This window comes from uncultured Microbacterium sp., assembly GCF_900078385.1.
Classification (GTDB): domain Bacteria; phylum Actinomycetota; class Actinomycetes; order Actinomycetales; family Microbacteriaceae; genus Microbacterium.
On record NZ_FLQR01000001.1, the window covers coordinates 767,843 to 781,501 of the forward strand.

The 13,659-nt window shown below is 74.1% G+C and carries 6 protein-coding genes and 1 pseudogene; 4 read left to right on the plus strand and 3 right to left on the minus strand.

Features of this window, described 5'->3' with window-relative positions; genetic code table 11:
- A complete protein-coding gene (locus QZL85_RS03820) occupies positions 1–3,000 on the plus strand; it encodes a bifunctional [glutamine synthetase] adenylyltransferase/[glutamine synthetase]-adenylyl-L-tyrosine phosphorylase (RefSeq protein ID WP_295573769.1) in 3,000 nt (999 codons plus the stop codon).
- A gap of 30 nt (positions 3,001–3,030) precedes the next feature.
- Here QZL85_RS03820 and QZL85_RS03825 read toward each other — a convergent pair whose 3' ends face one another.
- A complete protein-coding gene (locus tag QZL85_RS03825; RefSeq protein WP_295573772.1) occupies positions 3,031–3,477 on the minus strand; it encodes a universal stress protein in 447 nt (148 codons plus the stop codon).
- Positions 3,478–3,570: 93 nt separating this feature from the next.
- Between QZL85_RS03825 and QZL85_RS03830 the strand changes: the two are divergent.
- From QZL85_RS03830 to QZL85_RS03840, 3 genes and pseudogenes are all read left to right on the plus strand, one after another.
- Positions 3,571–5,414, plus strand: a pseudogene (locus QZL85_RS03830) (heavy metal translocating P-type ATPase).
- A gap of 40 nt (positions 5,415–5,454) precedes the next feature.
- Positions 5,455–6,402, plus strand: coding sequence for an ABC transporter ATP-binding protein (locus tag QZL85_RS03835; RefSeq protein ID WP_295573775.1), 948 nt, complete (start codon positions 5,455–5,457; stop codon positions 6,400–6,402).
- Complete coding sequence (locus QZL85_RS03840; protein WP_295573777.1) at positions 6,399–7,217, plus strand: ABC transporter permease subunit; 819 nt, start codon at positions 6,399–6,401, stop codon at positions 7,215–7,217. The genes QZL85_RS03835 and QZL85_RS03840 overlap by 4 nt, the downstream gene beginning before the upstream one ends.
- 29 nt (positions 7,218–7,246) lie before the next feature.
- On the opposite strand, the gene QZL85_RS03845 is transcribed toward QZL85_RS03840, so the two are convergent.
- Both QZL85_RS03845 and QZL85_RS03850 read right to left on the minus strand, forming a co-directional pair.
- The gene (locus tag QZL85_RS03845) at positions 7,247–9,109 is read right to left on the minus strand and encodes a hypothetical protein (RefSeq protein WP_295573780.1); all 1,863 of its coding nucleotides are present in this window, start codon (positions 9,107–9,109) and stop codon (positions 7,247–7,249) included.
- Entirely contained in the window at positions 9,109–13,659 is a 4,551-nt protein-coding gene (locus QZL85_RS03850) for a hypothetical protein (protein WP_295573782.1), read from the minus strand. Before QZL85_RS03850 ends, QZL85_RS03845 begins: the two co-directional genes overlap by 1 nt.

A 13,659-nucleotide genomic window follows, 5' to 3' on the forward strand; every position in this document is an offset into this window, starting at 1 on the left:
ATGTCCGCCACGGAGCGCTCGTCGTCCCTCACGACGCTCGCGCGCGCCGGGTTCGGCGAGCTGGCCGCCGCTGACGCGCTGCTCGACGAGCTCGCCGCGGAGCTCGGGATCGCTCGCCTCGACGTCGTGACCGGCGCCGACGCGGCCGCCGACCCGGACGCCGCCATCGCCGCGCTCGCGCGCATCGCGCGACGCGACCCCGCGCCGGTGCGCGCGGCGCTGCGGAGCGACCCGGTGACGGTCTGGGCTCTCCTCGGCGCCTCTCCCGGCTTCGGCGAGTTCTACGCGCGGCATCCCGCCGAACTCGCCCATCTCGAGGGCGCCGGGGCAGCACTGCCGACCGCCGATGTGCTGCGGTCGGAACTGCTGGCATCCGTCGACGCGGACGGCGAGGGCTTCGCCGCGACCGGAGACGAGACGGCCTGGGTCGCCCTGCGCGTCCGCTACCGGCGGCTCCTCGCCCGGATCGCCGCCTTCGACCTCCGTGCGCCGAGCGCGGTGGACGTGCTCGCCCCGGTCGCCGCCGCCCTCGCGGACGCCGCCGGCGCCGCGCTCGAAGCCGCGCTGTGCGTCGCGCGGACCCGCGTGACGACGGGTGGCGCAGGGGCAGGGCTCTTCCCGCGCGACCAGGTGTCCGCCGTCCGGCTCGCGATCATCGGGATGGGCAAGACCGGCGCACGAGAGCTCAACTATGTGAGCGACGTCGACGTCATCTTCGCGGGAGGCGCCGACGAGGGCGCCACGGCGGAGATCGGGGAGAGCCGCGTCATCGACATCGCGACCCGCCTCGCCGTGCAGACCATGCGCGGGATCACGAGCATCGAGATCGAACCGCCGCTGTGGGAGGTGGATGCCAACCTCCGGCCGGAGGGGAAGCAGGGCGCGCTCGTCCGCACGATCGACTCGCACGTGTCGTACTACGAGCGGTGGGCCAAGAGCTGGGAGTTCCAAGCCCTGCTGAAGGCCCGCCCCATCGCGGGCGATCGCGAGCTCGGTGACGCGTACATCGCGGCGGTCCAGCCGAAGGTCTGGACGAGCGCCGCGCGGGAGAACTTCGTCGACAGCGTGCAGCGTATGCGCGAGCGGGTCACCGAGCACATCCCGGCCGCCGAGGTCGCCCATCAGCTCAAGCTCGGGCCCGGCGGCATCCGCGACATCGAGTTCACGGTGCAGCTGCTGCAGCTCGTGCACGGGCTCGCCGACGAGCGCATCCGGCAGCGCGGGACGCTCGATGCCCTGGAAGCCCTCGTGACCGAGGGATACATCGGCCGTTCGGACGCGGCCGCGTTCTCGCACGACTACCGGCAGCTGCGGGTGCTCGAGCACCGGCTGCAGCTGCGCGACCTCCGCCGCACGCACCTCATGCCGTCGACACCGGACGGGTTGCGCGTCCTCGCGCGCGCCTCGCGGCTGGCCGACACCGGCGACGGGGTGTGGCAGCTCTGGGAGTCGGTGAAGCGGGAGGTCCGCGACATCCACGTGCGGCTCTTCTACCGGCCCCTGCTGTCCGCGGTCGCGGCGCTGCCGAGCGACGAGCAGGCCCTTTCGCCGGCACAGGCGCACGACCGCCTCGCGGCCATCGGGTTCCGCGACCCCGCCGGCGCGCTCCGCCACATCGGCGCGCTCACGAGTGGCCTGAGCCGGAAGGCGACGATCCAGCGGCATCTCATGCCGGTGATGATCCGGTGGTTCGCCGACGGCGTCGACCCCGACTACGGCCTCATCTCCTTCCGTCGGATCAGCGAGCGCCTGGGCGACACGCCCTGGTTCCTGCGGATGCTCCGCGACTCGTCCGGCGCGGCCGAGCGACTCACGCGGGTCCTGTCCGGGTCGCGCTACATCGGCGAGCTCATGGAGTGGATCCCCGAGTCGGTCGCGTGGCTCGACTCGCAGGAGAGTCTCCGCCCGCGCACGGGCGTCGCCCTGCAGGAGGAGGCCCGCGCCATCCAGGGCCGCCACGCGCCCATCGACGAGGCGATGCGGGCGGTCCGGGCGCTGCGCCGCCGCGAACTGCTCCGGCTCGCGATCGGCGGCGTGCTCGGCATCCTGACGATCGACGAGCTCGCCCACGGCCTCACCACGATCAGCGAGGTCACCATCCAGGCGACGCTGCGCGCCGTCCGGCGCGAGATCGTGCCCGCGGAGGACCGCGCGCTCGACTTCTCCGTCATCGCGATGGGCCGCTTCGGGGGGAGCGAGCTCGGGTTCGGGTCCGACGCGGACGTCATGTACGTCTACGACGCGAACGGGCTCGACCCGCAGCGCGCGCACACGCTCGCCACCCAGATCGTGACCGGCCTGCGCACGTACTCCGAAGACCAGCGGGTGCCGTTCGAGCTCGATGCCGGGCTGCGCCCCGAAGGGCGCAACGGCCCCCTCGCGCGATCGATCGAGGCGTATGCCGAGTACTACCGACGCTGGTCGCTGTCGTGGGAGGCGCAGGCGCTGCTGCGCGCCCGCGGGGTGGCCGGGAGCGTCAAGCTCATCCGGCGGTTCATGCACCTCGCCGACGATGTCCGCTATCCGGCGGAGGTGGAGCTGCAGGGGCTCCGCGAGATCAAGCGGATCAAGGCGCGCGTGGAGAACGAGCGTCTGCCGCAGGGCGCCGACCGATCACGGCACCTGAAGCTCGGGCCGGGCGGTCTCAGCGACGTCGAGTGGCTCGTGCAGCTTCTGCAGCTCGAGCACGGGCACCGCGTCCCCGCGCTGCAGACGACCTCGACCCTCGGCGCCCTGGCGGCCGCCGTGGACGCGGGCCTGGTGCCGGACACCGCGGCAGAGCTGCTCGAGGCCGCATGGCGGCTCGCGAGCCGGCTGCGATCGGCCAACACGCTGCTGTCCGGGCAGACGAGCGACGTGCTGCCGGTGGACCGCGGCAAGCTCGACGGCATCGGGCGTCTTCTGGAATACCCGCCGCGCTCGGCGACCCTCGTCGAGGAGGACTGGATGGGTGCGGCGCGACGTGCCCGTCGGGCATTCGAGAAGCTCTTCTACGGGTAGGCGGGACGGCGACGCCGTCCTCCCGCGCCGTCAGTCCTCGGCGCGCACGATCAGCACGGGGCAGTGCGCGTGCGCCGCGCACGCGGCGCTGACCGAGCCGAGCAGGAGCCCCGCGAAGCCGCCGTGGCCGCGGCTGCCGAGCACGAGCATCTCGGCATCCCTGCTCTGCGCGATCAGCGTCGCGGCGGGCAGGCCGGGCAGCACCGTGCGGAGGAGTCCGCGGGGCGGCGCGTCGGCGAAGGCCTGCGCGACCGCATCGTCCAGAACGGCGGCGGCGTCCGCCTCCGGCGACCAGCCCGCGATGGGCGAATAGTCGACGTAGGGCGGCGCGGTCCAGGTGATCACCGCCTCGAGCGGCGCGTCCACGGCCGCAGCGATCCTCGCCGCATGGCGCAGGGCCGCGACCGAGGAGTCGGAGCCGTCGACGCCGACCACGATGTGCGCCGCGGCGGTTTCCGCCCCTTCGTCGTCCGTCATGCGCCCATCTCACCGCACGAGATCGCACGTGTCGAGCATCTGCGCCAAGCTGGGGTCGTGCGCGTCCTCCGTGGAATCCGTCGCTACCGCGTCATGGTGCTCGCGATCGTGGTGCTCGCGGTCGTCCTCCTGCTGCATGTGTCGGGCATGCCGGCCGTCGGGAGAGGGGTCGCCACGGTCTTCGTCGGACTGTTCGTCGTGTGGACGCTCGTCGGGATGGTCCGCGACGTCCTCCGCGGGCATGTCGGGCTCGACGTCCTCGCGGTCGTCGCGATGGTCGCGACCCTCGCGGTCGGGGAGTACATCGCCTCGCTCATCATCGTGCTCATGCTGTCCGGCGGCGAGGCCCTCGAAGACGTCGCGGGGCGGCGCGCCAAGCGGGAGCTCACGGCACTGCTGGACCGCACTCCGCGCGTCGCGCATGTGATCGTCCACCCCCGGTCGGCGGATGCGGACGAGATCCAGGATGCCGATGTCGACGACGTCGTGGTCGGCGACGTCCTCCTCGTCCGTCCGTCGGAGATCGTGCCGGTGGACGGCACGCTGCTGAGCGAGACCGGCTCGTTCGACGAATCCTCGATCACGGGGGAGAGCCTCCCGGTGACCCGGCGGGCCGGCGAGGAAGTGCTCTCCGGCGCCGCCAACGGCACGGTGGCGGTCCGGATCCGCGTGGTGCGCCGCAGCGCGGACAGCCAGTACCAGCAGATCGTGGCGCTCGTGCGCGGCGCCGCGGAGTCCCGCGCGCCCGTGGTGCGCCTCGCGGACCGCTTCGCCGTGCCGTTCACCGCCGTCTCGCTCGTCCTCGCCGGGACGGCGTGGGCCATCTCCGGCGAACCCGGCCGGTCGCCGAGGTCCTCGTCCTCGCCACCCCGTGTCCGCTCCTGATCGCCGCGCCGGTCGCCTTCCTCGCCGGCCTCTCGCGGGCGGCCAAGTCCGGGGTCATCATGAAGGGCGGCGCGGTGATCGAGCAGCTCGCCCTCGTGCGCTCGGCGTGCTTCGACAAGACCGGGACGCTGACCCAGGGCCGACCGGAGCTCGTCGAGGTGCGGGCCGCGCCCGGCGTCGAGGAGCACGACCTGCTGCGCCTGGCGGCATCCGCCGAGCAGTACTCGTCCCACGTGCTGGCCGACGGCATCCGCCGCGCGGCGCACGAGCGCAGCATCCCGCTGAGTTCCGCGACGCGCGCCAGCGAGGTCGCGACGAACGGCGTCACCGCCGTCATCGAGGGCCGCGAGGTCGTGGTCGGCAAGCCGGGCTACGTCGCCGGCCTGACACCCGACATGGAGCCCGCGACGCTCGCGCCGGGGCAGGCGGCGGCCTATGTCGCGATCGACGGCCGGTTCGCCGGCGCGCTGATCCTCGCCGACGCCGCGCGGCCCGAGTCCGCCGAGGTCGTCGCCTGGCTTCGTCGGCACGGCGTCGCGCGCATCGCGATGCTCACCGGCGATGCGCGCGCGACCGCCGCCTCGATCGCCGCGACGGTGGGCATCGACGATGTGCACGCCGATCTCCTGCCGGCCGAGAAGGTGCACCTGGCCGCCGGGCTCCGCCCCCGCCCCACGATGATGGTCGGCGACGGCGTCAACGATGCCCCGGTCCTCGCCGCGGCCGACATCGGCGTCGCGATGGGAGCACGGGGGGCGACGGCCGCCGGCGATGCCGCGGATGTCGTCATCCTCGTCGACTCGCTCGCCAAGGTCGCGGAGGCCGTCGCGATCGGCCGGCACACGGTGCGGGTCGCCCTCACCGCGATCTGGATCGGCATCGGCCTCAGCCTCGGCCTCATGATCGTCGCGATGACCGGCGTCATCCCGGCCGTCGGCGGGGCGCTCATCCAGGAGCTCGTCGACCTCGCCACGATCCTCTACGCCCTCCGGGCGCTGCGCGGGCCGACGTCGGGGCTGATGCCGTCGCCGCGCGCATCTTCCGTGGCATGACCGCCGGTGGCACACTGGCCGCGGAAGAGGAGGAACCCGGATGAGCTCGCCCGCGATCAGCACCCGCGCGCTCCGCAAGGACTACGGCCGGCACACCGCCCTGCACGGGCTCGATCTCCTCGTCCCGCGCGGCTCGGTCTACGGTCTGATCGGGCCGAACGGCGCCGGCAAGACCACCACGCTGCGGATGCTTCTCGACATCATCCGCCCGACGTCCGGCGAGATCTCCGTGCTCGGCGAGGATCCGCGGGCCGGTGGCGCCGCCCTGCGCCGCCGGATCGGCTACGTCCCGGGCGAGCTGCGATGGGGGACGCGCCTCCGCGGCGGGGCTCTGCTCCGACATCTCGCCGAGATCAGCGGGCCCGTGCGCCCCGGGGCGATCGAGCAGCTCGCCGAACGGCTCGGCCTCGACCTCGCGCGCCCCGTGCGTGCGCTGTCCAAGGGCAACCGGCAGAAGCTCGGACTCGTGCAGGCGCTCATGCACGAGCCCGCACTGCTCGTGCTCGACGAGCCGACGAGCGGGCTCGACCCGCTCGTCCAGCGGGAGTTCCTGGCCCTCATCCGGGAGGCACGCGATCGGGGTCAGACCGTCCTGCTCAGCTCGCATGTGCTCAGCGAGATCCAGCAGGCGGCCGACGACGTCGCGGTCCTCGCCGAGGGGCGGGTCGTCGCCGAGGGACCCGTCGCGACACTGCGACTCGCGAGCGTCCGCCGCATCCACGCGACGCTGGCCGGATCGACCGCGGATGCCGTCCGCGGCGCCCTTCAGAGCACCCCGGGCGTCGAGGCGCTGGAGGTCGCCGAGGCGCCGACGGGCGGCCTTGTGCGGGTGAGCGCCACGAGCCGCGGCGACATCGATCCCGTGCTCCGGGTCCTCACGGCATCCACCGTCCGTGAGCTGACCGTCGAGGAGCCCGACCTGGAGGAGTCCGTCCTCGGTCTGTACGAAGCCGAGTCGCGGCCGCACCGTCGGCGGGCACGGCCGTGAGCGACCGTGGCGGCGCCCGTCCCGCGGCGCTCCCCATCCTGCGACGCGCGCTGACCGACGGCTGGCGGGGTCTGCTCGGCTGGACGGTGGGCCTGGCGGCCGTCGCCCTGCTGTACCTGCCCCTGTTCCCGTCGATGCAGTCGCCGGAGCTCACCGACCTGCTGGACTCGCTGCCGCCGGCGCTCGTGGAGACGATCGGCTATCAGAACATCGGCACCGGGTCCGGGTACACCCAGGCGACGTTCTTCGGGCTCATCGGCTACGTGCTGCTCACGATCGCGGCGATCACGTGGGGCGCCGCCCTCATCGGCGGCGCGGAGGAGTCCGGTCGTCTGGAGCTGACCCTCGCGCACGGCGTGGGACGGGCGTCCTATGCGCTCCAGAGCGCCGCGGCGCTCATCGTGAAGCTCGCATGGCTCGGGCTCGCGGCGTGGCTGATCATCTGGGCGCTGAACGGACCCGCCCAGCTCGATCTGGACGCCGGGAAGCTGTGGTGGACCGTCGCGGCCTGGGTCGGCGTCGGACTCGTCTCCGCGACGGCCGCGCTGGCGGCGGGCGGACTCACCGGGCGGCGCGCCTGGAGCGTCGGCGCGGGCGCGGGGGTCGCGGTCGCCGGCTACACGCTGCAGGCCGTCGCGAACAACAGCGCGGACCTGGACGGACTGCGCCGGTTCTCCCCGTTCGACTGGGCGTTCGGGAACGCCCCGCTCACGAACGGGCTCGACGGCGGCGGTCTCGCGCTTCTCCTCGGAGTGTCCGCACTGCTCATCGCGGTCGCGACGCTCGGCCTGGCGCGCCGGGACGTGCTCGGCTAGGTGCGGGGGAGCCGCGGGCCCGACGGGGCTCAGGGACGCGGGCCGCGGCCCATGTCGACGACGGAGAGCGCGGCATCCCACGCGAGGCGGCTCGAGGCCTCGCCGGACCCGGTGCCCACCCGGTACCCGGTCCACCGGACGTACCGGCCGTCGGCGCGCCGCGCGAGCATCGGCAGGGCGCGCAGCGCGATGCCCTCCCGCGGGATCTCCTCGCCCGGGAACGTGAGCGGCCGTGGCTGCAGCGTGACGCCGAGGGGTCGGATCTCCTCGCCGTCGCCGGGGCCACGCGTCCCGTCCGGGGCGATCACGCTGCGGAGCATCGCACCCTTGCGGAGCGAGATCGCGCCGGGACGGAGCGAGACCGGCACGAGCGGGATCCAGTGCTCCGGGATCGGCGTCTGCAGTCGGTAGACGCGCTCCTCGGGCGTGAGACCCGTGGGCCACGGGTCGGGCGGCGGCATCGGCTCGGCCGAGCGCGCGCGCGGATCGCCGCTGCGACCCTGCACGGTCTGCTCGATCGCCCATGCCATGTTCGCCATCTCGTCGCGGAGGAACAGCACCTCCTCGAGTGCCGTCCCGGCCTGGATGTCGCTCGCGACCGGGGCGAGGACGATCCCCGGCAGCGGCCTTCCGGCGCGCGTGGAGACCCGGAACATCGTGAAGCCGGGGTCGGCGAGCTCGGCGACCTGCGCCGTCTCGCCGAAGTCGTCGGTGAGCGTGACGGAGACGATCTGGTTCACGGCCCCGAGCAGTCCGTCGACGGGCACCTCGAGCCAGTCGTCGCCCGAGGACATCGCGAACTCCGCGAGGCACAGCCGGGCGAGGTCGTACGCCTGCGCGTCGATGGCCCCGAGGTCGACGCGACCGTCCTCGAGCTGCCAGTAGCGGTCGGCGGGCATGGCGGGATACCGCAGCGGCGTCGCGAGCATCGTCACCGCCGACTCCACCGCCGCGCCGGCCGGCGCACCCTCCGGCAGCGGCGGCTGCGCGCCGGGGATCCATTCCAGGTCGCTCCAGCGCACGGTCGCGGCGCCGAACTGCGTCGCGCGCGCGACGATCGCGTCGGCATCGTCGCCGAAGCGCACCGCGAAGCGGTACTCCAGACGCTCCAGATCCCACGCGCCGCCCGAGTCGGGGTCACCCGTCACCCAGTCCAGCCAGGCCGCCAGCACCGTGCGGGCGACCGCCGGGTCGGAGGCCTCGGCCACCCACGCCGGTTCGCCCCCGCGCGCCTCCGCCGCGATCGCGCCGCCGTCCGGGACGGCGCCGCCGAGGGCGTGGAAGAGGCGCTTGGCCATCGGGTCCAGCGCATCGCGGCCGGCGACGATCGCCTCGCGCGCCGCGCGCTCGTCCGCGGTCTCGCCGACGACCGGCTCATCCGGTGACAGCGGATCGGGCGGGAGGGTCAGCGGGTGGAGGTCCACGAGGCGTCCCGCCAGCGCGTCCTCGCCGGCATCCTGGAGCATCTCGACGAGCTGCTGACCGCCCTCCGCGCGCTGCCGCAGACCCGCGCCGAAGTCCAGCGCAGGCACGTCCTGCACGAGCTCCTCCAGGAGAGCGCCGGGCCGCCAGGGACGCCACGGGGCGCCCTCGACGGCGGCATCGCCGGCCAGCGGCGCCCACGCCGTCACCGGGATCGCCCGCGACTGCACCGCGACCGAGACGACGGTTCCGGCATCCTCGCCGATCAGCTCGCCGAACTGCCACTGCCGGCCCAGCATCCACGCCGCATCCGCGATGCGCGCCTCCGCACCGGGTGCCGGGTCGCCCGTGATGGAGTCGGGCTCCAGGCGCACCATCGACGGCGGGTCGATGAACTTCATGTGCTTCGAGATGAGCGCGAGCTCGGGCGAGATCTCCGATGTGACGAGGGAGAGCGGATCGATCGCCATCACTTCACCTCCGAGAGGAACGGGTAGGCGACCTGACTCCAGGAGACCTGCGCCAGATCGTGGAAAGCGAATCCCTTGCGAACCTGCAGCCAGCGGGACGCGACGTAGATCGCGGGCAGGATCGCGGCGTCGCCGGGCACGCTCTCGAGCGTCACGAGGCGCGCCTTGGACAGTGCGACGGCGCTCCGCACCGTCGCGACGAGCGAGTCCGTGGTCCACCGCGCGCCGTCCGGCGAGACGGCGGACAGGATCACCTGCGGTGCGCGGGCGGACGCCTGATGCGCGTGCACCGCGAGCCCGGTCGTCGCGCGCGCATCGCGGAGCGGGGTCTCGATGGCATCGTCGCCGACGGCGTGGGCGTCCGGTTGGAAGGGCAGCATCTCCACCCAGCTGTCGAACAGGATGCCGGCGACGGCGTCGGTCGAAGCCGCCGGCGTGCCCACGAGCTCCAGCACGACGTGGGTGACGGGGTGCGCCGGCCACGGCAGGCCGTCCGGGAGGTCGCCCGCGAGCCAGCGATCGGTGCCGGGAAGCGCCGACCCGTCGGCGGCGCGGAGAGTCAGCTGCACGGCGGTGAGCGAGACCGCAGCCCCTGCGGCCCGGCCGATGAGCTGCGCTTCGGCCAGCCGTCCGAGCCCGACGTGCACGGCGGCGTGGTCACGGACGAAGGCGGCCAGTCGCGCGGGCGGGGGCGCCGGGAAGAGCGGCTTCCGCACCGCGTCGGCGAAGTCGTTCCCCTCCCCGTCGATGTGACGGAGGACGGGGAGGATCGGGAATCCGTCGCCGAGGATGCTCTCCGCGATCGCCTCGACCCGTGTCAGCACCTGCGCATCGACGAGATCGGCGGCGGTCGCGGCGAGGGCGTCGAGCATGGCCGTCGCCGAGACGTAGCGCGCGGAGGCGCCCTCCCATGCGCCCACGGCCCACGCCGCGTCCGTCGGCACGGCGAGGTTCGGCGAGAGCGTCACGCCGAACGCGGCGAGCGGCTCGACCGCCGCGCGGAGGTCCGCCACGTCGGCCTCGGCGATCGCGAGCGTCAGCGGGTCGATCGCGCCGATCGTCGCCTCGCCGATCTCCAGCGCGCCCGCGAGGGCTTCGAGCAGGGTCCTGCACCGGCCGAGGAGCTCATCGCGGTCGATCGCGTGCTGCGGGGGGTCGCCCGAGCCCACGAGACGATCGGGGGTGAGGGCGTTCCCGCCGGCCGCGATCGAACGCAGCGTCGCGGCGAGGGCCGCGGCCATGGTGAGCGGGCGCGCCTTCCGCGGCCAGGACGGGCCCCGCGCGGTCACGACGTCCCCCATCGCCGGCAGCGCGGCGCGCAGGTCGCGGACGAGGCTCGGGAGATCGTCGGCGAACACGAGGTCGAGTGCGGCGAAGCCGGCGTCGGCGAGGGTGAGCCTGCCCCCCGCGCCGTCGCTCACGACGATGTCGCCGGGGTCGCCCAGGCGGCGGGCGGCCCACGCCTCGAGCCGCGGCTCGGCGACCGCCCGCGGGCGGGTGCTCGACCAGCCGGTCGCGCCCTCGGGGATGACGACGTACGCGTTGTGGGTGAGGTTGCGTCCGGCTTGACGCACGCCGAGAACGTCGAGGTCGGGGTCGACGGCGCCGCCGCTGCCTGCCGCGTCCATGGCCGCCGAGGCCCGCGAGGGGTTCCCCGACACGTAGTGCAGCACGGACTCTGCGAGCAGGGCGTCGGACACGGCGTCGAGCGTCTCCGCGGCGCCGCGGAGCGCCGACACGACGGTCGCCCACTCCTCGTCGGTCACGGCCGGCCAGTCCCCGTCGATGTACGCGTTGACGGGCTTCTCGGAGAGCTTCGTCCGCAGCGGCGGCGCGGCGGCGTCCAGGCTCTCGAGCGGGAATCGGCGCAGCAGATCGACACCGTCGACGACGTCGGCGGCCGCCATCCGTGCGGTGCGGCTGCGGGATGCCGCCTCGTTGGCGACCTCCTCCGTGTTCAGCGGCGCGAGCTGACGCAGTGTCAGCTGGAACCGCCCGGCGGAGCGGGTGAGACCGCGCTCGATCTGGTAGCCCAGCATGGCTCCGATGGTCTGCCCGCGCCGCATCCCCTCGAGGATCCGCCGCAGCTCGGCGCCGCGCCGACTGGACAGGTCGATCGCGAAGGGCTGCGCCCCCTGCGTCGCTCCGATCCGGGAACGATGGGCACTCGCCAGGACGCCCTCCGCGACCGCGTGGGAGGGGCTGGGCGCGTGGAGCCAGCCCTCGGGCTCGCGGGCCGCGACACCCAGTCGCAGGTCCTCGAGATAGCCGAACGCACCGATCGTGATGCCCTCGTCGGTGCTGAGCGCCCGCTGCCGTGCCGCGACGATGCCGGTGGCCCACGCGTCGACGCGATGCGAGGCGACGTCGAGGGCCGATGCGACGGCGATGCGTCGCTCGTCGATCGGCGCGGCCGCCAGTGCGGTCATCGCGTCGCGCGTCTCCCACCGCATCCCGAACAATTCCAGGATGCCGGCGATCGCCTCCTGGCCGACCCACCGCGCCTCGGGGGTGTCGCCGAGCTCCAGCGCGACCTGCGCGAACGAGGTGCGCGCCTCCGCGACCGGTTCGATCGCGGCGAGGCTGATCGCCTCGGTCGGCTGGCCGTCGAAGTGCACCGTGGACCGGAGCGTCGAGGCGGCGGCGAACAGCTCGCGCGCGGACTGCGCGGGCGCGGCCGAGACGGCGGTGTCGATAGAGGACGACATCGCGGCCTGCGCGAGGGCGACGATCTGCGCGTCGGGCCTGAGGAAGTCCAGCAGCGGGCCGACGTAGGTGCTGGGGGCCGCCCGCAGCTGCGCGGCCTTCGCCTCGTCCCACGCGATGTCCAGGAGCGCCTGCAGCACGCTGTCCACCTGCGGGGCGCCGTCGGCGAGGATCGTCGCGACGACCTCCGCGTCGCGCGCCGAGACGAGGGGCAGTGCGATCGTGCGGGTGAGGTCCTGCAGCGCCGGCGCCGTCAGCCGCTGGCCCAGCTCGACGGAGTACTGCGACACGACCGCCTGCGCCAGCTGCTTCTCCGCCGCGACGACGGAGACCGGCGCGCCGGTCGCGGCGGCGAGTGTGGAGATCTGCGGGCCGTCGACGGCGGGCCGGGCGCGCACGCCGGTGGAGGTCGGGTTCGTCCCGAGCATCTCGAGCAGGGCCTCGTCGCTCACCTCGTCGCCGGGGCGGATGCGCGGGAGTCGCTGCGCGCGGGCCGTCCAGCGGGCGAGGACCCGGCGCACGAGGGGGACGAGCGCGGCGCTGATGTCCCCGGACTCCGGCTCCCAGGCGTCGAGGTCCGAGACGGGCAGGATGCCGTAGGGCTGAGCGCCCACCCGGATGGTCGAGGAGTGCCCGGCCCCGCGCACGTCGTCGCGGTGCAGCCGGCGTGCCGACTCGATGGTCCCCGGCGTGACGGCGGGGATGTCGGCCTCGTCGACCTTCTTCAGCACCGGCTCCCAGGTCGTCCACCACAGCGCCGTGTTGGCCGCGCGCTGCGCCGCCTCGAGGGTGGAGCGGGTGCCGTCCGGGGTGAGGAGGGACTCCACGACGGCCCCGTCGACACCGAGGAGCCGGGCGACCGCTGCCGCCTGCGCGGACGGCGCGGGCACCGCGGTCGCCGGCGCGCCCATGCTCTCGGCCGTGCGGTACGGGGACCGGTCGGCCTGCGCGTTGTTGGTCGGCATTCCGTGCGCGAGCAGGTCGAAGCCGTCGCTGAAGGCGTGGCTGACGAGGAGATCGCCGAGGTCGCGCGCGTTGTCGCGCTCGGCGACGGAGTTCCGCGTTCCGACCACGACGACACTGTCGATCGCCGTCGCCCCGCGGGGGAGCGGCACCTCGATGCCGAGGCCGATCTTCTTCGCCTCATCGAAGCTCACGGCCCACTCGGAGCCGGCCGGCACGCGGAGGCCCGCGATGTCGACGACGTCGTCGTCGCCGAGCGCGAGGGGCGAGATCGGCACGTCCCGCGGGATCGGCGGTCCCACGACCGTGATCGGGTCCCGCCCGGCGATCGAGACGGTCACGACGAAGCGGTCCGGAAGGCAGCGCGCGACGCTGCCATTGGCAACCTCGGTGGGCGGATCGGGGAACTGCGGATCGCCCGCGCCGAATCCGTCCAGGTTGAGCGGGGTCATGGCGCGGGCGGCCCAGGCGGCGCGGTCGGATCCGACGGTCTCCACGAGCTCCGTCCACGGCACGGGGGACGCGGCATCCGTCCACACGGCTCGCCACCACGTGCGGGCGGACTCCGCTTCGAGGTCGGACAGGGTCCGCGCGAGCGCATCCACGTGGATCTCGTCCGGCGTCACCCGGACCCGGAGCGTCGAGCCCGACGTCTTGCACTCCACGCGCACCGGCAGAAGCACGAGCGGCACGTCCGGAGACGCGTCGCAGGGGTCGATCCTCAGCCGGTCAAGCACGTCGATGAGGTCGCGATCGAGTTCGACGAGGCGGCCGCGCCCGACCCGGTCCAGCGGCTCTGCCACGAGCTTGTCGCGGGCGCGCAGGATGCGGGCTGCGTCCGCGCGCGTCGCGCGCAGCGCGTCGGGGATGTCGAGGGGCAT

Coding starts and splice junctions, on each gene's coding strand:
- QZL85_RS03820 (WP_295573769.1), top strand. CDS start 1: ATGTCCGCCACGGAGCGCTCGTCGTCCCTCACGACGCTCGCGCGCGCC.
- QZL85_RS03825 (WP_295573772.1), bottom strand. CDS start 3,477: ATGACGGACGACGAAGGGGCGGAAACCGCCGCGGCGCACATCGTGGTC.
- QZL85_RS03835 (WP_295573775.1), top strand. CDS start 5,455: ATGAGCTCGCCCGCGATCAGCACCCGCGCGCTCCGCAAGGACTACGGC.
- QZL85_RS03845 (WP_295573780.1), bottom strand. CDS start 9,109: ATGGCGATCGATCCGCTCTCCCTCGTCACATCGGAGATCTCGCCCGAG.
- QZL85_RS03850 (WP_295573782.1), bottom strand. CDS start 13,659: ATGCCCCTCGACATCCCCGACGCGCTGCGCGCGACGCGCGCGGACGCA.